Genomic DNA, 21,636 nt, shown 5'->3' with positions numbered 1-21,636 from the left:
GCTCGCTCAGCTCGAAGGCGAGACAGAAAACGCGCCGCGGAATCACGACGCCGCACGCCTTGGTTGGGACGCGCAAGCATCGGGGAAACGGTATAAGTACCGTTCGAGGCCACGGTGTAAGAGGGCCGGCGCCTTCGCACATTGGGCGAGGCGGGCATACGCGGTGGCACCCACGCAAAAAACCAGCGTCTGGTAGCGCTGGCTAGGACTACGACAAAAGCCGTCGAAGACGCCGTGCAGGGTTCGGCGGACGGTGACGCGCTGCGTCAAAGATCGGTGATTGGCGGCTCGAAGCCTTTTACCCTGCAACCAATGTGAGCGGATTCTAGCAGGGTTTTATAGATCGTCAACACTATAAAAACTCAAATCTATAACAAAAAGTAATTTAAAGCTCCTCTTCAGAACGCGAGCCCCGTGCCGTAGGGGGTTTGCGCGCGATCGACTTTTTCTCCGCCGGGCGGCTACATGGCTGCCCGGGGTAAAATCGTCGGTCAATTCGGGGTCGCAGCCGGCCGCTGCCCCGCCCATCGCTGCCCGCTCATGCGGGTTGCCCGGACCTTCTTCATGAAATACAAAGACTTACGCGATTTCATTCAGCGCCTAGAGGCGCTCGGCGAACTGCGGCGCGTCACCCAGCCCGTGTCGCCCGTGCTCGAAATGACCGAGCTGTGCGACCGCGTGCTGCGCGCCGGCGGCCCCGCGCTGCTGTTCAACGCGCCGCCCGGCAATGCATTTCCGGTGCTCGGCAACCTGTTCGGCACGCCGCGCCGCGTCGCGCTCGGGATGGGCGTCGATGCGGGCGACGATGCCGCACTCGGCTCGCTGCGCGATCTCGGACGCCTGCTGTCCGCGCTGAAGGAGCCCGATCCGCCGAAGAGCCTGAAGGACGCCGGCAAGCTGCTGTCGCTCGCGAAGGCGGTGTGGGACATGGCGCCGAAGTCGGTGTCGTCGCCGCCGTGCCAGGAGATCGTCTGGGAGGGCGCCGACGTCGACCTGAACAAGCTGCCGATCCAGACCTGCTGGCCCGGCGATGCGGGGCCGCTCGTCACGTGGGGCCTGACGGTCACGCGCGGGCCGAACAAGTCGCGCCAGAATCTCGGCATCTACCGCCAGCAGCTGATCGGCCGCAACAAGCTGATCATGCGCTGGCTCGCGCATCGCGGCGGCGCGCTGGATTTCCGCGAATTCGCGCTGCAGAACCCCGGCAAGCCGTATCCGGTCGCGGTCGTGCTCGGCGCCGATCCGGCCACGACGCTCGGCGCGGTGACGCCCGTGCCCGATTCGCTGTCCGAGTATCAGTTCGCCGGCCTGCTGCGCGGCAGCCGCACGGAACTCGCGAAGTGCCTGACGCCCGGCGTCGACACGCTGCAGGTGCCCGCGCGCGCGGAGATCGTACTCGAAGGCTTCATTCATCCGCAGGAAGGCGCCCCTGCCCCCGCTCCGGCCGGCGCGCCGCCGCGACCGGCGGGCAACGCGGCGGCCGCGTACGAACATGCACTCGAAGGGCCGTACGGCGACCACACCGGTTATTACAACGAGCAGGAGTGGTTTCCGGTGTTCACCGTCGAGCGCATCACGATGCGCCGCGACGCGATCTACCACTCGACCTACACGGGCAAGCCGCCCGACGAGCCCGCGGTGCTCGGCGTCGCGCTCAACGAGGTGTTCGTGCCGCTGCTGCAGAAGCAGTTCACGGAAATCACCGACTTCTACCTGCCGCCCGAAGGCTGCAGCTACCGGATGGCCATCGTCCAGATGAAGAAGAGCTACGCGGGCCACGCGAAGCGCGTGATGTTCGGCGTGTGGAGCTTCCTGCGGCAGTTCATGTATACGAAGTTCATCGTGGTCGTCGACGAGGACGTGAACATCCGCGACTGGAAGGAAGTGATCTGGGCGATCACGACGCGCGTCGACCCGGTGCGCGACACCGTGATGGTCGACAGCACGCCGATCGACTATCTCGACTTCGCGTCGCCGGTGGCCGGACTCGGCTCGAAGATGGGGCTCGACGCGACCAACAAGTGGCCGGGCGAAACCAGCCGCGAATGGGGCCGCCCGATCGAGATGGACGCGGCCGTGAAGGCGCGCGTCGACCGGCTGTGGCAGGAGATCGGCCTCTGACGCCAGGCGGCCGGTGCCTGCCGGCCTGCGCATCGCAATCGCCGCAAATACCCAGAAGATGAGCTTTCCGCCCGCCTCCATGCTGTCCGACGGATTCTTTCTGTCGTTATCGTTGTGTCTCGACATCGGCCTCGTGAACGTCGCGATGCTGTCGCTCACGCTATCGCACGGCTTCCGGCCGGGCTTCTGGCTCGGCGTCGGGTCATGTGTCGGCGATCTCGTCTACGCGGCGCTCGCGCTCGCGGGAATGGCCGTGCTGCTGCAGTTCGAACCCGTGCGCTGGATCGTGTGGATCGGCGGCGGCGCGGTGCTGCTGTTCCTCACGTGGAAGATGGCGCGCGAAGCGCTGGCGCCCGCCAAGGCGGCCGACGACGACGCGGACGACGCCGCGCCGCCGCGGGCGAGCGCACGGCGCAGTTTCGTGCGCGGGATGCTGCTCGCGATGTCGTCGCCGAGCGCGATCCTGTGGTTCGCGGCGGTCGGCGGCGCGCTGATCGCGAAAGCCGGTGCGACCACGCCGGCCACCGCGTCGGTGTTCCTGTCGGGCTTCTTCCTCGGCGGCCTCGCGTGGACGCTCTTCATGTGCACGCTCGCGAGCCAGGGCCGCAAGCGCGCGGGCGCCGGCCTGATGCGTGCGTGCCACGTCGCGTCGGCGCTGCTGTTCGCGTATTTCTCGTACAGCGTGATCGTCGGCGGCTACCGCGACCTGATCGTGCACGCGGTTTAATCGCCATCGCGCTGCCGCGACGGCCACGGCACCGAGCGTCAGCCCCAATGAAAAACGGCGCAACGCCCCTCGCGGGACGTTGCGCCGTTTTGCCGGCGCGGTCAGGCCGCGCGGGACGAATCAGCGACGCCAGTAGCCGTGATGGCCCCAGCCGCCGTAACCATGGCGCCAGTACGGACGACCGTAGTAGCCACCGACGACCACCGCGGGCGGCGGCGCATAGTAGGCCGGCGCCGGCGCGTAATAGACGGGCGGAGGCGGCGGCGCGTAGTACACGGGCGGCGGCGGTGCATAGACGGGATACGCGGGTGCGACCGGGATACCGATGCCGACCCCGATCGACACGTGAGCCTGCGCGGCGCTTGCGGCGCCCAGGCCCAGCGCGGCGGCGGCGATGAACGGAATGAGCTTTTTCACTTCGATTCTCCTGCTGGAGCGGTATTTTAGGCGCTCCTGTCGGCAACGGCGGGCATGCACGTCGCATGCAAGCAATGTAGCGAAAACCCGCCCCGCGCGTATCGTGCATTTGTTGCAAATTGCAATTGCACGCGGCCCGAGGCGTCGCGCGGCGCGGTGCCCGATGCAGGCTGCCACCCTTGCGCGTCGCGTGATTCCGTCCGAGGAGCCGGGCCCCGACACCATGACCGGTCAGTCTTACCGGCTCCGGTGCGTGTAACGGGCACGCGTACGTAATGAACGATTACAAATTCGAGACAAGATGCAGACATTTCAAGCGGGCCGCGGACGCGTGGTATTTAGGGGTCGGATTCGAAGATCATGATTCGGCCGTGGAGCCCGAGGTCGGCCCGCATACGGATCGCATCGCATACCGGTAATTCATACGTGCGTCCCCCCGACCATCTGCCTTCCCCGGCACCGCCGTCATTCCTGCGATACTGGCGGTTGCTTCGTTTCCGCTTACATCCGCCGCCATGCCGCTTCCCGACACACCCCGCCTCGGCTTCATCGGCGCCGGCCGCCTGGCGCGCTGTATCGCGCAGCGCTTCGCGCAGGCCGGCTTCCCGGTCGTCGCGATCGCGAGCCGCACGCCCGCGTCGGCCGCCGGCCTCGCCGCACGGATCGACGGCTGCCGCGCGGTCGACACCCCGCAGCAGGTAGTCGACGCCGCCGACCTGATCTTCGTGACGACACCCGACGATCACCTCGCGTCGAGCGCCGCGGCGCTGCACTTCGACGCATCGCGCGCCGCCGGCCAGGCGCTCGTCCATTGCAGCGGCGCGTCGACGGTCGCGCTGCTCGATCCGGCGAAGCAGCAAGGCGCGGCCACCGGCGGCTTCCATCCGCTCTATCTGTTCGGCGGCACCGATGCCGACCTCGCGCGCATCGACGGCTGCTCGGTCACGATCGAAGCGGACGGTGCGCTGCACGCGACGCTGCTGCGACTTGCCGCCGCACTCGGCTGCCATCCGCTGTCGATTCCGGCCGGCGGCCGGATGCTGTATCACGCGGCCGCGCACTACGCGGCGAGCTTCGCGCTGTGCGGGCTGTCGGAAGCGGTCGAGCTGTGGCGCGGCCTCGGTTTCGACGAGGACGCCGCGCTGCGCGCGCTGTTGCCGATGCTCGCCGGCACGATCGAGACCGCCCGCGACAAGGGGCTCGCGAATGCGCTGGCCGGGCCGGTATCGCGCGGCGACACCGGCATCGTCGAGCGCCAGCTCGCGCTGCTCGAGGCGCGCGGCGGCGATCATGCGGCGCTGTACGCGCTGCTGACGCGCCGGGCGGTCGCGCTCGCGGCGAAGCGCGCAGCACCGCCGGCGTCGTTGCCGGCGCTGGCCGAAGCCGTCGAAACCTCGCTCGCACGCGTGGCCGCGCACCCCTCCCCGTCGCGAGACGAGGCGTGATAAGGTGTCGGCCGATGCGCCGCCAACCGGCGTTGGCGGCCGCACGCTACTGACTGTATAAAAAGGATGCCAACGATGTTCGGCGAGATCGCCCGTTTTCTGCTCAATACCGTCTTCACGCTATTCGGCGCCGCGCTGATTCTGCGCGTCTGGATGCAGGCCGTTCGCGTGCCGCCGTACAACCCCGTCACGCAAGCCGTGCTGCAGGCGACCAACTGGCTCGTGCTGCCGCTGCGTCGCGTGATCGCGGGCGTACGCGGCATCGACTGGGCCAGCGTCGTCGCCGCGCTGCTCACCGCACTCGTCTACGTCGTGCTGATGGTCGTGATGGCCGGCTTCGATCCGGCCGCCGTGATCGCGACGCTCGTCGTGGTCGCACTGCTCACCGTCGTGAAGTGGGCGCTCAACCTCGTGATCTGGATGACGATCCTGATGGCGCTGCTGTCGTGGCTCAACCCGCGCTCGCCGGCGATGCCGATCCTCTACCAGCTCACCGCGCCGTTTCTGAACCCGCTGCGCCGCGTGATCCCGAACCTCGGCGGCATCGACCTGTCGCCGATCCTGCTGTTCGTGATCGTGCAGGTGCTGCTGATGATCGTCACGCGCGCCGCCGTGTCGCTGACGATGTTCGGCATCTGATCGGCGCAACGCCCTATGCCGCCGGCCCCTGCGCCGGCGGTGCGCCAAGCGTGTCGATCACGCCGAACTGCGCCGGCATCATCGCGTAGCACACCCGCACTTTCTCGCGCGACAGCCGCTCGAGCAGCCGCTGCGCTTCGTCCTCGGTGACGACGAACTCGACCTCGATCGCGAGCGAACCCTGCAGTTCGAAGAAGCGATCCTCGTGCAGCACGCGATGCTGGCCGAAACCGGCCATCGCGCGAAACGCGGAACCGCCCGCGACGCCCATCCGGTTCGCCTCTTCCAGCAGCCATTCCCACAGCGGCTTGCGGTGCAGCCGGTGCCGCTCGTGCACATAGAAGCGTAAAAAGACCCTGTCCATCGCCCCCTCCGATGGCGGCCCCGCTCAGGCCGCCGCGAGCCACGCGCGCGCGGTCCACATGCCGAGCGCCGTCAGCGCGAACGATCCAGTCAAGTGTAGGGCAGCCACAGCCAACGCCCATCCGAATTCGCCCTCGAGCGCGTGCGTCATCACTTCGACCGAATAGGTCGAAAACGTCGTGAGGCCGCCGAGAAAGCCCGTGATCACGAACAGCCGCCACTCGGGTGGCAACCCGACGCGGACCGTGAACACGACGGCGGCCACGCCGATCACGTAGCCGCCGATCAGGTTCGACGCGAGCGTGCCGAGCGGCACCGCGGGAAAGAAGGCGTTGAGCGCGAGGCTCAGGAACCAGCGCAGCAACGCGCCGAGGCCGGCGCCGACGAAGATCGCGACGATCGAATAGAACAAGGGCACCCCTCATGGTCAGCGCCGCGCGGCGCACGCGGCCTACGCTGAACTGTATGCGGAATCGCGCCGCGCCGGCAATGCCGACGGGCCGGGTCAGCAGGCGGCGAATCGTGTCGCGAACGCATGACGCGTTTCACGATTTTCACACGCGTGCCGTCGTGGATATTTACCGAACAATTACATCCGACATTACAAATAAACTTTGAATCGACTGATTATTTATCCGCTTTTTAAAAACCGATAAAGCAGTTCGATCCGGTTCACGACAACCCTGCACAACGCCTACATCAAAAGGGCTCCACGTACTTTCCCTTATCAGACATTCCCGTATCCGGCCGATATTCGATGTAATTACCTTCGGCGATTTCGTAAAATTGTTTCGCTACTCCACCCGATCGACATGGAGACTCAAAAATGAACAATATGCACCTGTCATCCATGTTGATCCCGGCGCTGTGCGCGTCGCTACTCGCATCGAGCGTCGCGCTCGCCGACGGCAGCGGCCCGCCACCCTACGTCGAAGGCAACCGCGCACCGAAAGGATTCGCGCGCCCGCCGTTCCACACGAAGCCGCGTGCGAGCACGGCCACGATCGCCGGCCTCACGCCGGCACTCGCGCGGCATGCATACGGGTTCGACGCGATCGCGAACCAGGGCGACGGAATGGTCGTCGCGATCGTCGACGCGTACGATGACCCGAAGATCGAATCCGATCTCGGCGTGTTCAGCACCGCGTTCTCGCTGCCGGCCTGCACGTCGTCGAACGGCTGTTTCACCAAGGTGTACGCGCACGGGGCACGGCCCAAGCCCGATTCGGGCTGGGCGCTCGAGATCTCGCTCGATGTCGAATGGGTGCATGCGATCGCACCGAAGGCGAAGATCGTGCTCGTCGAGGCCGCATCGGCCAGCTTCAGCGACCTGCTGGCCGCGGTCGACGTCGCGGTCAAGCGCGGCGCGTCGGTCGTGTCGATGAGTTTCGGCGGCAACGAATTCAGCAGCGAGACCGGCTTCGACGGCCACTTCAACGTACCGGGCGTCACGTTCGTCGCATCGTCCGGCGACAGCGGCACCGGCACCGAATACCCGGCCGCGTCGCGTTACGTGGTATCCGTCGGCGGCACGACGCTGTCGTCGGACACGGCCGGCAACTACATCGGCGAGGCGGCATGGAGCGGCAGCGGCGGCGGCGTGAGCAACGTCGAGGCCGAGCCGGCCGGCCAGACCGCGTGGCCGATTCCGGTGGCCGGCAAGCGCGGCGTACCCGACGTCAGCTACGACGCGAATCCGTCCAGCGGTTTCGCGGTGTACGACTCGGTCACCTATCAGGGGCAGGCCGGCTGGTTCCAGGTCGGCGGCACGAGCGCGGGGGCGCCGCAATGGTCGGCGCTCGTCGCGATCGCGAATTCGCTGCGCACGGCGGCCGGCAAGAAATCGTTGAGCGGCACCTACGACACGCTCTATACGGTCGGTAAAACCGCGTACGGCAGCGACTTCCACGACGTGACGACCGGGTCCAACGGCAATTGCGGCAGCATCTGCAATGCGGCGGGCGGCTACGACTACGTGACGGGCCTCGGTTCGCCGATCGCGCCGGCGCTCGTGCAGGCGCTCGTCGCGCGGCCGTAATCGCGCGGCCTCGGCCGGTGGATCCGCAGCACGTGGTTCAGCCGCCGCGCCACGCGCGGTCGAGCGCGTTCAGCGTCGCCAGCGCGCCGCCCTTCAGCCCGATCACGTCCGTCCGGCGCGCATGCGCTTCGCGCGCGTTGATGCGGATCACGTCGGCGCCGAGCCGTTCGCTCAGCAGGCGCACGGTCGGAATCGCGGTGCCCGCGCCGATCTCGACCACGGCGACGCGCCCGGCCTGCGCGATCCAGTCTTCGAGCGCACGCTCTTGCGCGTCATAGCGCGCCCCGAGCCAGCCGGTGTCACCGAACATCAGGATGTTCGGCCGCGCGAGACCGCCGCAGTGCGGGCAGCGCGGCATGTCGCTCACGAGGCGGCACGTCGCTTCGTCGACCACCGGCACGAACGGCGCCGCGTCCCACGTGTCGTCCGTGCACGGTCGCAGGCACTGCATCGCATGAATCGAGCCGTGGATCTCGACGATGCGCGCCGGATCGAAGCCGGCTTTCTGGAACTGGCCGTCGACGTTGCTGGTCAGCACGAAGCCGCCGTTCGGCATCGCGTCGATCCAGCGGCGCAGGATCGCGAAGCCGGCGTGCGGCACCGTCGCACGGTACAGCGCGAGACGGTGCCCGTAGAAGCCCCATGCGAGCGGCGCACGCGCACGAAACGCGTGCGGCGACGCGATCTCGTGGAATTCGAAACGCTCGTGGCGCAGCGCCGGATACGCGCGCCAGAAACCGTCCGTGCCGCGAAAGTCAGGCAGCCCGGAATCGACGCCGATGCCCGCGCCGGCCGTGACGAGCAAGGCGTCGGCGCGTGCGAGTGCGTCGACGGCGGACGCGACGAGATCGGTCGGAAGCGGCGCGGCGGAATCAGCAGGATCGGAAAACGGCATGATGGAAAAGCAGTGGCGTCGAGCGTTGCGCGAGTGGCGTCGCGATCATACGCCGGTTCGGACGCTGCGCTGCATCGGCCACGCAACGCGGCGTGCTGCACTACACGCGCCGGCTATCGGTGATGCGAGTGCCGGCCGTCTGAAAGCACCGCATCGACGATGCCGTCAACCGGCGCCCACGCTCGCTCAGTCAGCCGAATCGTCCTGCGCAACCGGCATCTCGTCGACCGCGAAATAGACCGGCTTGCCGAGTTCCCGCGCAAGCGCCACGTCCGCATCCGCCCCGCGCGACGCGCCGTCGATGCGCAGCACCGCATCGCAACGTCGCAGCAGCCGGTGCGCGGCCGGATACAGGAAGGTTTCGCTGACGGCGTCGCCGACCTGCGTCGACCCGGCCGCGGCCGCGAGCGGCAACGACACCCATTCGCCGATCATCGGCACGTGCCCGCGGCGATACACGGCGAGCGCCGCCGCTTCCAGCCGGTGCAGGTTCGCGGCGATGCGGACAGGGTCGCCGTCCGTGCCGCTGCGATAGGGGCCGGCGACCAGCACGAGCCGCGGCGTCATGCTGCGCGCGCGCCGGCGGTTTCCCGCAGCGCGACGTATTGCAGCAGCATGATCGTCTTCGCATCGACGATCTCGCCGCGCTCGACCGCGTCCAGCGCCGCCTGCAGCGGCATCTCGACGACTTCGAGATCTTCGCCCTCTTCCGCGATGCCGCCGCCGGCACTCGTGCGCAGCGACGCATCGTATTCGCCGACGAAGAAATGCAGCTTCTCGGTCACGGAACCCGGACTCATGAACGCCTCGAACACCTTGCGCACGCCGCGCACGCGATAGCCGGTCTCCTCCTCGGCCTCCGCGCGAATGCGCGCTTCGGGCGTTTCGTCGTCGAGCAGGCCGGCCGCCGCCTCGAGCAGCATGCCGTCGTGCCCGCTCACGAACGCCGGCATCCGGAACTGCCGCGTCAACAGCACGTCGCCCGTCTCGGCATGGCGCAGCAGGATCGTCGCGCCGTTGCCGCGATCGTAGGTCTCGCGGCTCAGGCGCTGCCACGTTCCGTCACGGCGCAGGAAATCGAACGTCACCTTCCGCAGCACATACCAGTCGTCGGACAGCACCGTCGTATCGACGATGCGCACCCGCTCCCGCGTTGCAGCCATTGCAGCCTCCGGTTCGACAAAGGATGGCGCCCATGGTAACGTGCAGTTTCGTGCAATTTCAAGAATTTTCGTGCAAACACGATGCTGACGACACAACGCAAGAAGGCGATCCTCGATGCGCTCGCGCGCGACGGCCAGGTACTGGCCGCCGAGCTGAGCGTGCAATTCGGCGTGTCCGAAGACACGGTGCGCCGCGATCTGCGCGAGCTCGCAGCCGAAGGGCTGCTGCAGCGCGTGCATGGCGGCGCGCTGCCGGCGTCGCCGGCCATCGCGCCGTTCGCGCAGCGCGAGGCGCTCGAAGCCGCGGAGAAGCGGCGCATCGCGCGGCGGGCCGCGCAGATGATCGCGCCCGGCCAGGTGGCAATCGTCGACGGCGGCACGACCTCCGCGCTGCTCGTCGAGCAGTTGCCGGCCGACCTGCGCGCGACGATCGTCACGCACAGCCCGAGCGTCGCGGTCGCGCTGGCCGCGCATCCGTCGATCGACGTGATCCTGATCGGCGGGCGGCTCTACAAGCATTCGATCGTCGCGGTCGGCGCCGCGGCGATGGAAGGCATCGCGCGCATTCATGCAGACCTGTACTTCATGGGCGTCACGGGCGTCCATCCGGTAGCCGGCCTGAGCACCGGCGATTTCGAGGAAGCGGCGATCAAGCGCGCGCTGGCCGAACGCGCGGCCGAGACGGTCGTGCTCGCGTCGCAGTCGAAACTGCGCGCGGCGTCGCAGTTCGTGATCGGTGACCTCACGCTGGCGCAGACGATCGTCGTCGAGAAGGAAACCGACGCCGCGCTGACGAAGCCGATCGAGGCCGCGGGCGTGACGGTGGTGCGCGCGTAGCGCGCGGGGCGCTCGCATGCGCCGAATCGGTTGCGGGCGGCACCGCGCCCGTGCCGAATCCATGTCAGCGTGCTGACAGGCACCGCTTGCTAACATGGGCGATCGCCCGATCGCCACGTGCTACCCGCCCGATGCCCCCGCCCTCCACCACGACGCCTCAGGCACCGCCCGCCGGCGACGCTCCGCCGCCCGGCGTCCTCGCGCTGTTCATCGCGTTCGCGCAGATCGGCCTGACCAGCTTCGGCGGCGGGCTCAGCGGGCGGATGATGCGCGACTTCGTCCACGAGCGGCGCTGGCTCGACGAAGAGGCTTTCCTCAACGGCCTCGCGCTGTCGCAGGCGTTGCCGGGCGTCAACGTGAAGAACCTCGCAATCTGGATCGGCTACCGGCTCGCCGGATGGCGCGGCGCGGTGGCCGGCTTCACCGGCATCATCGCGCCGCCGGCCGTGCTGATCGTGCTGTTCGGCGTCGCGTTCTCGACCCTCACCCGCTTCCCGCTCACGCATGTCGCACTCGCCGGCGCGGCGGCCGCGGCGATCGGGCTGTCGATCTCGATGGCGATCACCGCGGTGCGCCGGCTACCGCGCCGCGCGCTGCCGTTCACGGTGATGACGCTCACCTTCGTATCGGTCGCGGTACTGCATTGGCCGCTCGTATGGACCGTGCTGATCGGCGGCACGCTGAGCGTCGCGCTCGAATACCGCCGCGCGGCCGCCGCGCCGGTCGGGAGCGACGCACGATGAACGCGTCCGCACGTTACGCAGCGCTGTTCGGCGTGTTCGCGCCGCTGTCGATCGCGACGATCGGCGGCGGGCAGGCGGTCATCGCGGATATCCAGCGGCAGGTCGTCGACGTCCATCACTGGATGAGCGCCACGCAATTCGTGAACGACTTCGCGATCGCGCGGATGGCGCCGGGCCCCGGCTCGCTGCTGGCGACGCTGATCGGCTGGCAGGTGGCCGGTTTCTGGGGCGCGGTGATCGCGACGCTCGCGCTGTTCGGCCCGACCGCGTTCCTGATCTATGGTGTCGCGCATCTATGGCGGCGACACCGGGGCGCACGCTGGCAAATCGCGCTCGAAACCGGCCTGCGCCCGGTCGCGGCCGGCATGATCCTCGCGTCGGTGTGGGTGCTGCTGCAGGCGCTCGACGGCGGCTGGGCCGCCCGCGCGATCGCGGCTGCGTCGACGCTGTGCGTGATCTACACGCGCGTTCATGCGCTGCTGCTGATCGCGATCGGCGCGCTGCTGCTCGTGGGTGTGCACACGCTCGGCGGCGTGTAACGCGGCGACGCCGTCATTGCACCGGCCGTCGCGTGGTCGTCTAGGCCCCACGAAACACCGGCGCACGCCGCTCCGCGAACGCGCGCAGCCCTTCGTCGAAATCAGCGCCTTCGCACGCCTGGCGACGCAGCTCGGTGATTCGTTCGAACGCGTCGGCCGGCAACGGCCGTGCGTCCTGCAGCACGCGCAACTGCTCCTTCACCGCGTGCACCGCGAGCGGCGCCTTCGCGGCAATCGTGCCCGCGACGTCGAGCGCCGCGTCGTCGACCCCGCCCGCGTCAGCCAGCCGGTTCACGAGCCCGTGATGCGCGGCGCGTTCCGCATCGAGCGGCTGCGCGCAGAAGAACATCTCCTTGAGCACATGGATCGGCAGGTTGTCGTGAAAGCGCAGCAGGCCGCTCGTCGAATACGGCAGGCCGATGTTCGCGGGCGTCATCGCGAAACGCGCGTCGCGCGCCGCGACGACGAGATCGCAGCTCATCACGAGATCGACCGCCCCGCCCCACGCCGATCCGGCCACCGCCGCGATCACCGCGCCCGGATAGGTCCGCACGCGCCGCAGCGCGCGTTCGAGCGGTTTGCCGTACGCGAGCGGATCGCGGTCGTCGGCCAGTTCGCGCAGGTCGTGCCCCGCGCTCCACACGTCGCCGCTGCCGTCGTTGGACAGGATCACGACCGGCGGCGGACGGTGCCCGGCCAACGCATCGAGATGCGCGACGAGGGCATCGAGCAACGGCGCGTCGAGCGCATGCCGTCGCGCCGGATTCCCGAACCGCACGCGCGCGATCCGCTCGCCGATCCAATCGACCGTCACGCTCGACGCCCCATCGTGTTTCGTCATGTCGGTCATTGCACGGCCTCCGCCACCGCATCGGCCTGGAAGATCGCGCGCCCGGCCAGCAGTGCGTCGATCGCGTCGTCGCCGTAGCCGGCTTCGCGCAGCACATCGACCGTATGCTCGCCGAGCAGCGGCGGCGCATGGCGGGTGCGCGGCGCCGGCACGTCGTCGTCCATCCCGCCGAGCGGCGTGACGACCTGGCGCAGCGTACCGAGCGTCGGATGCGCGACCGGCTCGACCAGCCCGCAATGCGCGAGCTGCGGATCGTCGAACACTTCGTCGAGCGTATGGATCGGCCCGGCCGGCAGCCCGGCCTCGACGAACCGTTGCGTCCAGTCGCGCTTGCCGCGCGTGCGCAGCCGGCTTTCGAGCAGCGCCTTGAGTTCATCGCGATGCGCGACGCGCGCATCGTTGGTCGCGAAGCGCGGATCGTTGGGCAGCGCGGGCAGATCCAGCAACTGGCACAGCCGCAGCCACATGTCGGTCGTGATCGGCGCGAGGTTGAGCGGGCCGTCGGCCGTCTCGAACACGCCGTACGGCGCGATCACCGCATGCGCATTGCCGGTACGGCGTGGCACGTCGCCGAGGCTCAGGTAGCGTTGCCCGTGTACGCTCAGCAGCGCAACGAGGCTTTCGAGCAGCGACGTGCCGACATGCTGGCCGCGCCCGGTGCGCTCGCGCTCGAACAGCGCGGCCATCACGCCGGTCGCGACCCACATCCCCGAGCTGAGATCGCCGATCGCGGTGCCCGTGCGGGTCGGCTCGCCGTCCGGGAAACCGGTGAGACTCATCAGCCCCGCATAGCCCTGCGCGATCTGGTCGAAGCCCGGCCAGTCGCGCAGCGGGCCGCGCGGGCCGAACGCGGTGACGCTGCCCATCACGAGCCGCGGGTCGCCCGCGCTCAGCTCAGCGTAGCCGAGCCCCATCGCGTCCATCGTGCCGGCCTTGAAATTCTCGATCACGACGTCGGCCTGCGCGATCAGGCGCCGCACGACGTCGAGGCCGGCCGGCTGCCGGAAGTCCACGCAGATGCCGCGCTTGTTGCGGTTGCAGGACAGGTAGTACGTGCTCACGCCGCGATCGAACGGCCCCCACGCGCGGCTCATGTCGCCGTGCGGCCCCGATTCGACCTTGATCACGTCGGCGCCGAGATCCGCGAGCACCATCGAGCAGAACGGCCCCGACAGCGCGCGACTCAGATCGACGACCTTGATTCCCGTTAATGCCTGCATTCCGGACTCCTGATATTGATGGGTATGTCTCGTCTTGTTTCCGAACGACTGCGGCATTTCGCTCATTCGGGCAGCGTCTGGTGCCGCGTCTCGACCGCGAACGGCAGGATCAGGATGCCGAGCCCGAACACGGCCGCGGTCCATGCGACCGGCACGCCGAGCGATCCGTAACCGTGAATCGCAGCGCCGAGCAGGAAGTTCACGCCCGCGCCGATGAAGCGGCCGACCGATGCGTTGAACGCAAACGCAGTGGCCCGCACGCGCGTCGGATATTGCTCGGGCAACCACAGCGAGAAGATCGCGAAGTTGCCGCCGAAGAAGCCGAGGAACGCGAGCGACACCATGAAGGCCGCAAGCCCGTTCGGCTGGTAGAACGCCCAGCCGAACGCGAACACGATCGATACGGCCATCCCTGCGAAATACACGCCGAGCGCGGTACGCCGGCCGAGCCGTTCCGACAGCCACGGCGCCACCAGGCAGCCGGCGATCGTCGCGCACGACAGGATCGCCGCGCCGATCGACGCAAGCCGCAGCGCACCGACGTGATCGATGCCCGCGCGCGCCGCCAGCGTGGTGACCGCGCTCGCCTCGTAGACGGAGCCGGCCCACAGCCCGACGATCGCAACGCCGACGAGGCTCGCGCTCGTCAGCGTGCGGCGCCGGAACGCCGGCGCGAAGATCTCGCGCAGCGGATGCGCGCGCCGCGCGTCAGCCACGTCGCCGTCGCGCGCGTCGTGCCGCCGCCACTGCCCCGGCTCCTTCACGCGCATCACCGTGAACACCGCGAGCAGCGCGGGCGCCAGCCCGCACAGGAACATCGCGCGCCAGCCGTAGGTCGCGCCGATCGTGTAGTTCAGGCAGGCCGCGATGAAGAAGCCGAAGTAGTAGCCCGTCTGCAGGTAGCCGGCGCCCATCTTGCGGCGGTCTTCCGGCCAGCTCTCGGCGACGTAGGTACCAGCGAGCGCCCATTCGCCGCCGACGCCGATCCCGGCAATCAGCCGGCACGCGGCCAGCGCCCACACGTCGTGCACGAACGCGGCCGCGCCGGTGAACACCGAATAGATCAGGATGCTCGCCGCGAGCGTGCGCACGCGGCCGAAGCGATCGGCGAGCGGCCCCCAGATGAACGACAGCCCCCAGCCGATCAGGAACAGCGCGAACAGGATCGAGCCGTACATCCCCAGATTCGCGGGCGTCGCCGCGATGCCGGACGACGGCAGCAATTCCGTCAGCGCGGGAATCAGCACGAGCGCGTAGATCACCGAATCCACGCCGTCGAGCACCCAGCCCGCGTACACGGCCCAGAAGCCCTTCACCTGCTCGCGCGTGAGCGGCGTGCGCCGCGGCTTCGCGCCGGCCGCCGGCGCGTCGATCGCCTTGAACATCTTCGTCTCCTTGCCGGCGGGGCCGGCTCTTGCGCCGCGTCCGGTCCGGAATGGCCGGCAGTCGGGCTCTTTTGTGAGACGAGTATAGAAACGCTATCGATCGCTGAAAAATATGATATTCATCTTGCTCGATCGGATTGGCTTATGGCTCGAATCGGGCGTGATTCGGGCTTGAATCGGGAGACGGCGGCGATGGACTTGAGACAGTTGCGCTATTTCGTGAAGGTCGTCGAATGCGGCAACGTCACGCACGCGAGCGAGGCGCTGCACGTCGCGCAGCCGGCGGTGAGCCAGCAGATGCGCAATCTCGAGCAGGATCTCGGGATGCAACTGCTCGAACGAAGCGTGCGCGGCGTCGCGCCGACCGCCGCCGGCCGCACGCTGTACCAGCACGCGCTCGAGTTGCTGCGCCAGGCCGACGGCACGCGCGAACTGCTGCGCCGCGACGCCGACACGCCGCAGGGCCGCGTGACCGTCGGCATGCCGTCGAGCACCGCGCGCGTGCTGGCCATTCCGCTCGCCCGCGCCGTGCGCGACCGCTATCCGGGCATCATGCTGGAGCTGATCGAAGCGCCGAGCGCCGACCTCGACACGCTGCTCGAACGCGCGCGGCTCGATCTCGCGATCGTCGTCGATGCGGTCGACACGCGCGGCATCGCGATCCACCGGTTGCTGACGGAAACGCTGTACCTGATCACGTGGCCCGGATTCCCGGTGCCGGACGCGCCCGTGCCGCTCGACGCGATCGCGCGGATGCCGCTCGTACTGCCGAGCGCGCCGAACACGATCCGCAACCGCGTCGACTGGGCGATGCGCGAGGCCGGGCTGTCGTACGAGATCAGCTTCGAGGCGAGTTCGACCGGGCTGCTGTTCGCGGCCGTGATGGCGCAGCTCGGTGTGACGATCCTGCCGTGGACGGCCGCGCACGTCGAGATCGAGGAACGCAAGCTCAAGCTGTCGACGGTCGCGCACCGGCTGTTCGCGCGCGACCTGTCGCTGTGCTGGCACGACACCGCGCTGGTCAGCAACGCGGTGCAGAAGGTGAAGTCCGAAATCGTCCGGCTGTTCGATACGCTCGGGCAGCGGCCGGAATGGGCGGCCGCCGGGCATTGACAATGGCCGCCGGCACCCCTTAACGTAGCTCCATCCTAACCATCACCGGTTCAGCTTAAGAGGTTGTCGGCCCGCTCGTGCTCGACACCTCCGCCTTCCTCGAAGGCCTGCTGCTTGGCGCCGGCCTGTTCACGTCGGTCGGCCCCAAGGACGCCTTCGTCATCAAGCGCTCGATTTCGAGCCCTCACCTGCTCTCCATCGCCCTCGTCTGCGCAGGCAGCGACGCATTGCTGATCGTGCTCGGCGCACACGGGCTGTCGGCATTGCTGTCGCGCCATGCCGCCGTGGTGGCGGCCGCGCTGTGGGCCGGTATCGCGTATCTCGCCGGCTACGGCCTGCTCGGGCTGCGCTCGGCGATCGTCGGACGGCAGCCTGAGCATGTAGATGGCTCACGCGTCGCTAGCGAACCCACGCGGTCGCGCACGCTGCTCGCGACCGCCGCGGTTTCGCTGCTCAATCCGTATGCATGGATCGATACGGTGCTGCTGCTCGGGACCGTGATCGTGAGCCACGCGCCGTCTGCCCGCGCGCCGTTTGCGATCGGCGCGATGACTGCGTCGCTGGCGTGGTTCCTGATGCTCGTCTATGGCGCACGCGCGTGCCGTGCGTGGTTCGCCCGTACGCTCGCGTGGCGCGTGCTTGATGGCTTCGTCGCGGTGATGATGCTCGGCTTCGCGGTGCATTTCGCGATCGACGCGCTTTAGGCGTCAGCGGCCCGATACCGATATCGCGCGGAACGCGTCGTGCGCGTGGGCATGCAGCTCGAATCCGATACCTGGCGCCTGCGGCACGCGCGCGTATCCCGCGTCGACGATTTCGCCATCGGCGAGTCCGCTGAAGGGTTCGAATGCGAACGGGCTGACTTCCGCGCCGCCGAGCCCGAGCGCCGCGACGACATGCAACGAGAACAGATGGCCCCCATGCGGCCAGAACGCGTCGCGCCGCCAGCCGCGCGACACGAAGTGATCGACGATCTGCAGATAGCCCGGCAGCCCGTAGCTGTGCACGGGATCGAACACCAGCACGTCGCGGTCGTGGCGCAAGCCGCCGTAGCGGTCGAGCAGCTTCGCCTCCGCGAGCGAGAACAGCGCTTCGCCTGCCGCGATTGACGGTGCGTACCGCGCGGCGACGTCTGCCTGGAGCGGCAGGTCGAGCGGATCGCAGATGTCCTCGAACCACCACAGATCGAACGGCGCGAGCATGTCGACGGCCCGGTCGACGGTCGTCGCGTCGTACGTGTTCATCGCGTCGACCGCGAGATGCGAAGGGCCTGCGAGCTGCGCGGCCGCGGCTTCGATGCGGCGCCGGTCCTGATCGAAATCCGCACCGCCGATCTTGATCTTCGCGTGCGTGTAGCCGAGGTCGACGATCCGGCGTATCTCGTCCGACAGGCGCGCGAGGTCGTCATGCGGGTAGCGGTAGCCGCCGCCCGCATACACGCGCACGCGTGGTGCTGCCGTGCGTTGGAGGCGCTCGGCGAGAAAGCGATGCAGCGGCAGGTCGGCGATTTTCGCGGCGGCGTCCCAGATCGCCATGTCGAGCGTGCCGACCGCGACGCAGCGTTCGCCGTGCCCGCCCGGCTTTTCGCCGGCCATCATCGCGCGCCAGGCGCGGAATGGGTCGAGGTTCGTGCCGGCTTCGTCGGCGAGTGTGTCGGCGGCGGCCAGCAAGCGCGGCGCGAACCGTTCGCGGATCAGGCCGCCCTGCGCGAAGCGGCCGATCGACGCGTAGCCGTAGCCCGTCACCGGGCGGCCGTCGCGCACGACGTCGGTGACGACCGCGACGACGCTCGTAGTCAGGCCGCCGGAGGCAATCGCCGGATCGGCATAGCGGGATACGGAAATTGCGCGTTCGTGGACCGCGGTGATACGCATGGTGGGGGCTCCGGAGGGGCGTCCGGCGCAGGCGGGAGGTTCGTGCGCTGCAGCGGAAACGGTGGGCGGATCGCTGCATCTTAGGGGTTTGCGTGACGGCGTGCAGAGCCGGCAGTGACCGTTATCGCGTCGTCGTCAGCGCACAACCCGGCGTCGCATTCGTCACGGGTTGCGGTCGGATAGCGGGCGCGGGTGCGCGCCGAGCCTGTGAGCGCGCTCGGCGCACCGCTTCCGAACCGAGTCAAGTTGGGTCGAGCCGGAGTCCTCGGTTGCCGTCACGGCTTCGGGAACCGGGAAGATATGTGGCGCGTGGGTTGAGTCGAATCGACCGCCCCGTCAGGCAAAGACGAAGTACTTGCGCACCGTCTCCACCACTTCCCACGTGCCCTTCATGCCGGGTTCGATCACGAACACATCGCCAGCTTTCAAGTGCTGCGGCTCCTCACCTTCCGGCGTGATGATGCAGTAGCCATCGAGGAAGTGGCAGTACTCCCATTTTTCGTAGTTCACCTCGAACTTGCCCGGCGTGCAGATCCAGGTGCCCATGATCTTGCTGCCGTCCTTCGAGACGTACGCGTTGAGGTTCACGGTGTGCGGATCGCCGCCAATGCGCTTCCACTTGGTCGCGTCAAGGACAGGCGTCGGGCAGGTTTTGCGCAGAACGGTGATGAAATCGGACATGTCGGCTCCAGACTGACGATCGTGTGAGAGGTCTGTCACGTTAGTTCGAAAGCCTTACCCGGGCTTGTATGCTTCCGACGCCGACTCGTCTATTTTCGACACGGGCGGGCGTGTAAGCGCGCCGCCTTCGCGTTTGTAGTCGGGCCTCGGCACCGCAGCGCCTCTCTCGTTACTGCCGACTTGCTGGCGTAGCTGGCGCATGGAGCGGGTGCGTGCACCCCGAGTTCGAAGCCCGTTTGCCGGCTGCTCCAACGCATCACTTGTAACATCACGACCAAACCCTGTACAATCACCCGTTCTGCGGGCGTCGTATAATGGCCATTACCTCAGCTTCCCAAGCCCCAGTGCGTTAGTCAAAACCACTAATCACGCGCATTCTCACGTCACGCTTTCTCCCTGCTCCACAAAGAACCACTGTTCATGTGGGGTTCACGGCGATGCCAGTTTTCACGCCAGCGACAATATCAAGAAGCTGCCGGTGTGCTGCCAACTGGATACAGCATCAAGTTTCTGCGTACAATGTGATGCCATCAACGTCACGGGGAATACACTTGGCTCTTACAAACGCACAACAAAAAGCAATTGACGATCTAATCCTGAAAAATTGGAAAGCCATCGATATCATCGGTGAACTCGTTGCGAACCATGGCGCAAATGCGCGCGATGTTCGAGACTACCTGAACGAGAATAAGACTCTCCAAGGCATGCTAAAAACGATCACCCACCGCACGAAAGAAGTCGCTCGGGCCGGTGATGAAGCGACCAGGACTCAGGCCGTCAAAGAGATCGAAAAGCTGTCCAAGAAGGCGATCAAAGTTCTTCAGCAGAGAACGGAGGGATCCGAATAAGGCCAGAGGGCAAACGGTACCGACAAGCACCTTGCCCGATTTCCGACGTTGGAGGTCTCCAAAGAGCCTCCAACCGTAACTTCAATCACTTCTTGCCCCACGGCTCTTGCCTGCCCTTGATCATCTGGTAGTAGGTGCTCACGCCGGCGTTCGTCAGCTTCACCTCGGCGATGAAGTTTTCGATGATGTCCTTCCGGTTTACGTCCGTGACGGTCCGCATCCGTTTGTAGATTTTCCGTCGCCAGTTCCATCTTCGTCGGCGTAGCCGGTACCGCCTTCAGTGCGGGATCATCTCTCGTCGAACCGGTTGCCGGAATCACCGGCTTTGGTCCCTGCCGCACAACGCCCGTTTCACGCAACTGCGATGAGCCGCGCGAGTGTTGTGAGCTGGCGTAGCGATTCAACAGACGCGGCAAAGCGGAAGGCTCGTCATTTCAGGGCACTTGTGGCGAAGGCGGAAGAGCAGTTACCGGACGAATACCCCGGTATTGTTCACGTTGGATATGAGGCTCGGGATGGTAACTCGGTGGACAACCTGCGCCATAAGCTGAATAGCATGGAAATGAAGACTTTCGTTCCAAGCGATTCGCAACTGCGGTGGGTCTATGGTAATTATTTGTCGCCTGAGCATACGAACGCTCGTAACGAGTCTTGTGCAATTAGTGAGACTACGGCGACTTACAAGATCGGCAAACATTTCACGCGCTCTCCGCTTCCGAACCACTTGCTTTTCGACTCTCGGCGAGGCAACCCAGGAACGCACTGGTGACAGCACCAATCACGCGTCCAAGAATTGAGGCGAGCGTCCGTGGTTGGCTGTCCGCGGGAGTTGTCGCGTCTTAGTGTTGGCGTCTCGTTGTGGTGAACTGACGTGCTCCCCGGTTTATTGCGGTGACGGTGTAGAGTCCGTTCCAGAGTTGAACCGCCCTGGATTTCTTGGACAGCGCCTGGCTATTGCCGGGCAAATTCACCCGGCGTTTGAGCGCCATGTGAGGTCGCATTTCATTGTCGTCGCGGCGCCAAGCCTCGATCTTACGTTTTTCTTGCTGCTGATCCAGTCAGCAACAACACTGTGATCAACGTATGGCGCATACGCACCGGTCAGCAATTCCACCATTCGACTGGAGCCGAAGAAAACGTCATCGAACTCCAAGACTGCCCTGGTATGGCTCCAATCGATATACCGCACTCGCCCCTGACCCAACGAGTCCAACCATCTGTCACATCGCGGATCGTCGATGAATGCTTCCGCGTGCTCAGCAAGGTAACTGTCCGGCACTTCGGAAAGTTCAACCTGATAAATTACCTCAGTCACCAAGGAGCGGCTACGCTCACGACATAGGTCATGAACAGGTTTTGCAAGTCTGAGACCGTGTTCGTATTCCGCGGCCTCATAGCCGGAACGATTCACTCGCTTACACTCTATGGCCCAGCGGCGGCGCCCCGACGACACCGTAATATCATGGGTTTTCGACACGCCAGGCTGCTCCGGCACAAACTCAACCACCTTCCAAGACCTAGATTTATAGGCACCAGCGACTAACAACTCGAATAAACCATCATCCGGCTGCCCCTTGCCTGCCCCCATTAGCCTAGGAATACGATCGGAGATACCGGAAATCGACTTCAACTGAGGCAAAAGTTGTCCTAGCCGCCGAAAGATTGGCGTAATGCGAAATGCTTCTGGCTCGAACCAGTCCTGCCGGGCAGCGGCATAGGCATGTGCCTGGAACACATA

Annotated in this window: 23 protein-coding genes and 1 pseudogene; 11 read left to right on the top strand and 13 right to left on the bottom strand. The window is 66.7% G+C overall.

The window, feature by feature from the left end:
• The first annotated feature begins 564 nt into the window (after window positions 1-564).
• Both AP428_RS02045 and AP428_RS02040 read left to right on the top strand, forming a co-directional pair.
• Entirely contained in the window at window positions 565-2,121 is a 1,557-nt protein-coding gene (locus AP428_RS02045) for a UbiD family decarboxylase (RefSeq protein WP_011694201.1), read from the top strand.
• Between the two features lie 58 nt (window positions 2,122-2,179).
• Entirely contained in the window at window positions 2,180-2,848 is a 669-nt protein-coding gene (locus AP428_RS02040) for a LysE family translocator (protein WP_027810740.1), read from the top strand.
• Between the two features lie 120 nt (window positions 2,849-2,968).
• On the opposite strand, the gene AP428_RS02035 is transcribed toward AP428_RS02040, so the two are convergent.
• Window positions 2,969-3,265 carry a hypothetical protein gene (locus AP428_RS02035; RefSeq protein ID WP_006488565.1) on the bottom strand — a complete coding sequence of 99 codons (297 nt, stop codon included), beginning with the start codon at window positions 3,263-3,265 and terminating at the stop codon, window positions 2,969-2,971.
• Window positions 3,266-3,780: 515 nt separating this feature from the next.
• On the opposite strand from AP428_RS02035, the gene AP428_RS02030 reads away from it, so the two are divergent.
• Window positions 3,781-4,710, top strand: a complete 930-nt coding sequence (locus AP428_RS02030; protein WP_027808494.1) for a Rossmann-like and DUF2520 domain-containing protein — start codon at window positions 3,781-3,783, stop codon at window positions 4,708-4,710.
• 75 nt (window positions 4,711-4,785) lie between these two features.
• Window positions 4,786-5,349 carry a YggT family protein gene (locus AP428_RS02025; RefSeq protein ID WP_006488584.1) on the top strand — a complete coding sequence of 188 codons (564 nt, stop codon included), beginning with the start codon at window positions 4,786-4,788 and terminating at the stop codon, window positions 5,347-5,349.
• Between the two features lie 13 nt (window positions 5,350-5,362).
• Here the strand turns inward: AP428_RS02025 and AP428_RS02020 are convergent, their stop codons facing one another.
• Together AP428_RS02020 and crcB are read right to left on the bottom strand one after the other, a co-directional pair.
• The gene (locus tag AP428_RS02020) at window positions 5,363-5,713 is read right to left on the bottom strand and encodes a DUF190 domain-containing protein (RefSeq protein ID WP_006476669.1); all 351 of its coding nucleotides are present in this window, start codon (window positions 5,711-5,713) and stop codon (window positions 5,363-5,365) included.
• Between the two features lie 24 nt (window positions 5,714-5,737).
• Window positions 5,738-6,124 carry a fluoride efflux transporter CrcB gene (crcB, locus tag AP428_RS02015; protein ID WP_011544810.1) on the bottom strand — a complete coding sequence of 129 codons (387 nt, stop codon included), beginning with the start codon at window positions 6,122-6,124 and terminating at the stop codon, window positions 5,738-5,740.
• 414 nt (window positions 6,125-6,538) lie between these two features.
• Between crcB and AP428_RS02010 the strand changes: the two genes are divergently transcribed.
• Window positions 6,539-7,750: a S53 family peptidase gene (locus tag AP428_RS02010; protein ID WP_054927485.1), complete on the top strand. Its 1,212-nt coding sequence runs from the start codon at window positions 6,539-6,541 to the stop codon at window positions 7,748-7,750.
• A gap of 37 nt (window positions 7,751-7,787) precedes the next feature.
• Here the strand turns inward: AP428_RS02010 and AP428_RS02005 are convergent, their stop codons facing one another.
• The 3 genes from AP428_RS02005 to AP428_RS01995 form a co-directional block, all read right to left on the bottom strand.
• Entirely contained in the window at window positions 7,788-8,645 is an 858-nt protein-coding gene (locus AP428_RS02005) for a Sir2 family NAD-dependent protein deacetylase (RefSeq protein WP_054927484.1), read from the bottom strand.
• Between the two features lie 186 nt (window positions 8,646-8,831).
• Window positions 8,832-9,212 (bottom strand): hypothetical protein, encoded by a 381-nt coding sequence (locus tag AP428_RS02000; protein ID WP_054927483.1) that lies wholly within the window; start codon window positions 9,210-9,212, stop codon window positions 8,832-8,834.
• The gene (locus AP428_RS01995) at window positions 9,209-9,808 is read right to left on the bottom strand and encodes an NUDIX domain-containing protein (RefSeq protein WP_006476674.1); all 600 of its coding nucleotides are present in this window, start codon (window positions 9,806-9,808) and stop codon (window positions 9,209-9,211) included. Before AP428_RS01995 ends, AP428_RS02000 begins: the two co-directional genes overlap by 4 nt.
• An 81-nt stretch (window positions 9,809-9,889) precedes the next feature.
• On the opposite strand from AP428_RS01995, the gene AP428_RS01990 reads away from it, so the two are divergent.
• The 3 genes from AP428_RS01990 (at window position 9,890) to AP428_RS01980 (ending at window position 11,927) form a co-directional block, all read left to right on the top strand.
• A complete protein-coding gene (locus AP428_RS01990) occupies window positions 9,890-10,645 on the top strand; it encodes a DeoR/GlpR family DNA-binding transcription regulator (RefSeq protein WP_054927482.1) in 756 nt (251 codons plus the stop codon).
• A 131-nt stretch (window positions 10,646-10,776) separates the two neighbouring features.
• Window positions 10,777-11,388: a chromate transporter gene (locus AP428_RS01985; protein ID WP_054927481.1), complete on the top strand. Its 612-nt coding sequence runs from the start codon at window positions 10,777-10,779 to the stop codon at window positions 11,386-11,388.
• Window positions 11,385-11,927 carry a chromate transporter gene (locus AP428_RS01980; RefSeq protein WP_054927480.1) on the top strand — a complete coding sequence of 181 codons (543 nt, stop codon included), beginning with the start codon at window positions 11,385-11,387 and terminating at the stop codon, window positions 11,925-11,927. The genes AP428_RS01985 and AP428_RS01980 overlap by 4 nt, the downstream gene beginning before the upstream one ends.
• Before the next feature lie 40 nt (window positions 11,928-11,967).
• On the opposite strand, the gene scpB is transcribed toward AP428_RS01980, so the two are convergent.
• The 3 genes from scpB to AP428_RS01965 all read right to left on the bottom strand — a co-directional run bounded on the left by scpB (window position 11,968) and on the right by AP428_RS01965 (window position 15,382).
• The gene (scpB, locus tag AP428_RS01975) at window positions 11,968-12,777 is read right to left on the bottom strand and encodes a methylmalonyl-CoA decarboxylase (RefSeq protein ID WP_054927479.1); all 810 of its coding nucleotides are present in this window, start codon (window positions 12,775-12,777) and stop codon (window positions 11,968-11,970) included.
• Window positions 12,774-13,997 carry a CaiB/BaiF CoA-transferase family protein gene (locus AP428_RS01970; protein ID WP_054927478.1) on the bottom strand — a complete coding sequence of 408 codons (1,224 nt, stop codon included), beginning with the start codon at window positions 13,995-13,997 and terminating at the stop codon, window positions 12,774-12,776. The genes scpB and AP428_RS01970 overlap by 4 nt, the downstream gene beginning before the upstream one ends.
• 62 nt (window positions 13,998-14,059) lie before the next feature.
• Complete coding sequence (locus tag AP428_RS01965; RefSeq protein WP_054927477.1) at window positions 14,060-15,382, bottom strand: MFS transporter; 1,323 nt, start codon at window positions 15,380-15,382, stop codon at window positions 14,060-14,062.
• Between the two features lie 192 nt (window positions 15,383-15,574).
• Here AP428_RS01965 and AP428_RS01960 point away from each other — a divergent pair, with 192 nt between their 5' ends.
• A complete protein-coding gene (locus tag AP428_RS01960) occupies window positions 15,575-16,495 on the top strand; it encodes a LysR substrate-binding domain-containing protein (RefSeq protein ID WP_054927476.1) in 921 nt (306 codons plus the stop codon).
• A gap of 77 nt (window positions 16,496-16,572) precedes the next feature.
• Window positions 16,573-17,199 carry a LysE/ArgO family amino acid transporter gene (locus AP428_RS01955; protein WP_011544799.1) on the top strand — a complete coding sequence of 209 codons (627 nt, stop codon included), beginning with the start codon at window positions 16,573-16,575 and terminating at the stop codon, window positions 17,197-17,199.
• 3 nt (window positions 17,200-17,202) lie between these two features.
• Here AP428_RS01955 and AP428_RS01950 read toward each other — a convergent pair whose 3' ends face one another.
• Complete coding sequence (locus tag AP428_RS01950; protein WP_011694196.1) at window positions 17,203-18,369, bottom strand: enolase C-terminal domain-like protein; 1,167 nt, start codon at window positions 18,367-18,369, stop codon at window positions 17,203-17,205.
• Between the two features lie 336 nt (window positions 18,370-18,705).
• Window positions 18,706-19,050 (bottom strand): cupin domain-containing protein, encoded by a 345-nt coding sequence (locus tag AP428_RS01945; RefSeq protein WP_006496617.1) that lies wholly within the window; start codon window positions 19,048-19,050, stop codon window positions 18,706-18,708.
• Between the two features lie 551 nt (window positions 19,051-19,601).
• Here AP428_RS01945 and AP428_RS36575 point away from each other — a divergent pair.
• Window positions 19,602-19,898 (top strand): hypothetical protein, encoded by a 297-nt coding sequence (locus AP428_RS36575; protein ID WP_152671183.1) that lies wholly within the window; start codon window positions 19,602-19,604, stop codon window positions 19,896-19,898.
• Window positions 19,899-19,983: 85 nt separating this feature from the next.
• On the opposite strand, the pseudogene AP428_RS37350 reads toward AP428_RS36575, so the two are convergent.
• Both AP428_RS37350 and AP428_RS36570 read right to left on the bottom strand, forming a co-directional pair.
• Window positions 19,984-20,239, bottom strand: a pseudogene (locus AP428_RS37350) (hypothetical protein).
• Window positions 20,240-20,865: 626 nt separating this feature from the next.
• The gene (locus tag AP428_RS36570; protein WP_156349296.1) at window positions 20,866-21,633 is read right to left on the bottom strand and encodes a hypothetical protein; all 768 of its coding nucleotides are present in this window, start codon (window positions 21,631-21,633) and stop codon (window positions 20,866-20,868) included.
• Between the last annotated feature and the right edge of the window lie 3 nt (window positions 21,634-21,636).

The organism is Burkholderia sp. E168m22, assembly GCF_001319805.1.
In the GTDB taxonomy this organism is placed as follows: domain Bacteria; phylum Pseudomonadota; class Gammaproteobacteria; order Burkholderiales; family Burkholderiaceae; genus Burkholderia; species Burkholderia orbicola.
This window is presented reverse-complemented; position numbering and strand designations above follow the sequence as displayed.

What these genes read in the sequence shown, in the direction of transcription:
- AP428_RS02045 (WP_011694201.1), top strand. Translation starts at nt 565, where the DNA reads ATGAAATACAAAGACTTACGCGATTTCATTCAGCGCCTAGAGGCGCTC.
- AP428_RS02040 (WP_027810740.1), top strand. Translation starts at nt 2,180, where the DNA reads ATGAGCTTTCCGCCCGCCTCCATGCTGTCCGACGGATTCTTTCTGTCG.
- AP428_RS02030 (WP_027808494.1), top strand. Translation starts at nt 3,781, where the DNA reads ATGCCGCTTCCCGACACACCCCGCCTCGGCTTCATCGGCGCCGGCCGC.
- AP428_RS02025 (WP_006488584.1), top strand. Translation starts at nt 4,786, where the DNA reads ATGTTCGGCGAGATCGCCCGTTTTCTGCTCAATACCGTCTTCACGCTA.
- AP428_RS02020 (WP_006476669.1), bottom strand. Translation starts at nt 5,713, where the DNA reads ATGGACAGGGTCTTTTTACGCTTCTATGTGCACGAGCGGCACCGGCTG.
- AP428_RS02010 (WP_054927485.1), top strand. Translation starts at nt 6,539, where the DNA reads ATGAACAATATGCACCTGTCATCCATGTTGATCCCGGCGCTGTGCGCG.
- AP428_RS02005 (WP_054927484.1), bottom strand. Translation starts at nt 8,645, where the DNA reads ATGCCGTTTTCCGATCCTGCTGATTCCGCCGCGCCGCTTCCGACCGAT.
- AP428_RS02000 (WP_054927483.1), bottom strand. Translation starts at nt 9,212, where the DNA reads ATGACGCCGCGGCTCGTGCTGGTCGCCGGCCCCTATCGCAGCGGCACG.
- AP428_RS01995 (WP_006476674.1), bottom strand. Translation starts at nt 9,808, where the DNA reads ATGGCTGCAACGCGGGAGCGGGTGCGCATCGTCGATACGACGGTGCTG.
- AP428_RS01990 (WP_054927482.1), top strand. Translation starts at nt 9,890, where the DNA reads ATGCTGACGACACAACGCAAGAAGGCGATCCTCGATGCGCTCGCGCGC.
- AP428_RS01985 (WP_054927481.1), top strand. Translation starts at nt 10,777, where the DNA reads ATGCCCCCGCCCTCCACCACGACGCCTCAGGCACCGCCCGCCGGCGAC.
- AP428_RS01980 (WP_054927480.1), top strand. Translation starts at nt 11,385, where the DNA reads ATGAACGCGTCCGCACGTTACGCAGCGCTGTTCGGCGTGTTCGCGCCG.
- scpB (WP_054927479.1), bottom strand. Translation starts at nt 12,777, where the DNA reads ATGACCGACATGACGAAACACGATGGGGCGTCGAGCGTGACGGTCGAT.
- AP428_RS01970 (WP_054927478.1), bottom strand. Translation starts at nt 13,997, where the DNA reads ATGCAGGCATTAACGGGAATCAAGGTCGTCGATCTGAGTCGCGCGCTG.
- AP428_RS01965 (WP_054927477.1), bottom strand. Translation starts at nt 15,382, where the DNA reads ATGTTCAAGGCGATCGACGCGCCGGCGGCCGGCGCGAAGCCGCGGCGC.
- AP428_RS01960 (WP_054927476.1), top strand. Translation starts at nt 15,575, where the DNA reads ATGGACTTGAGACAGTTGCGCTATTTCGTGAAGGTCGTCGAATGCGGC.
- AP428_RS01950 (WP_011694196.1), bottom strand. Translation starts at nt 18,369, where the DNA reads ATGCGTATCACCGCGGTCCACGAACGCGCAATTTCCGTATCCCGCTAT.
- AP428_RS01945 (WP_006496617.1), bottom strand. Translation starts at nt 19,050, where the DNA reads ATGTCCGATTTCATCACCGTTCTGCGCAAAACCTGCCCGACGCCTGTC.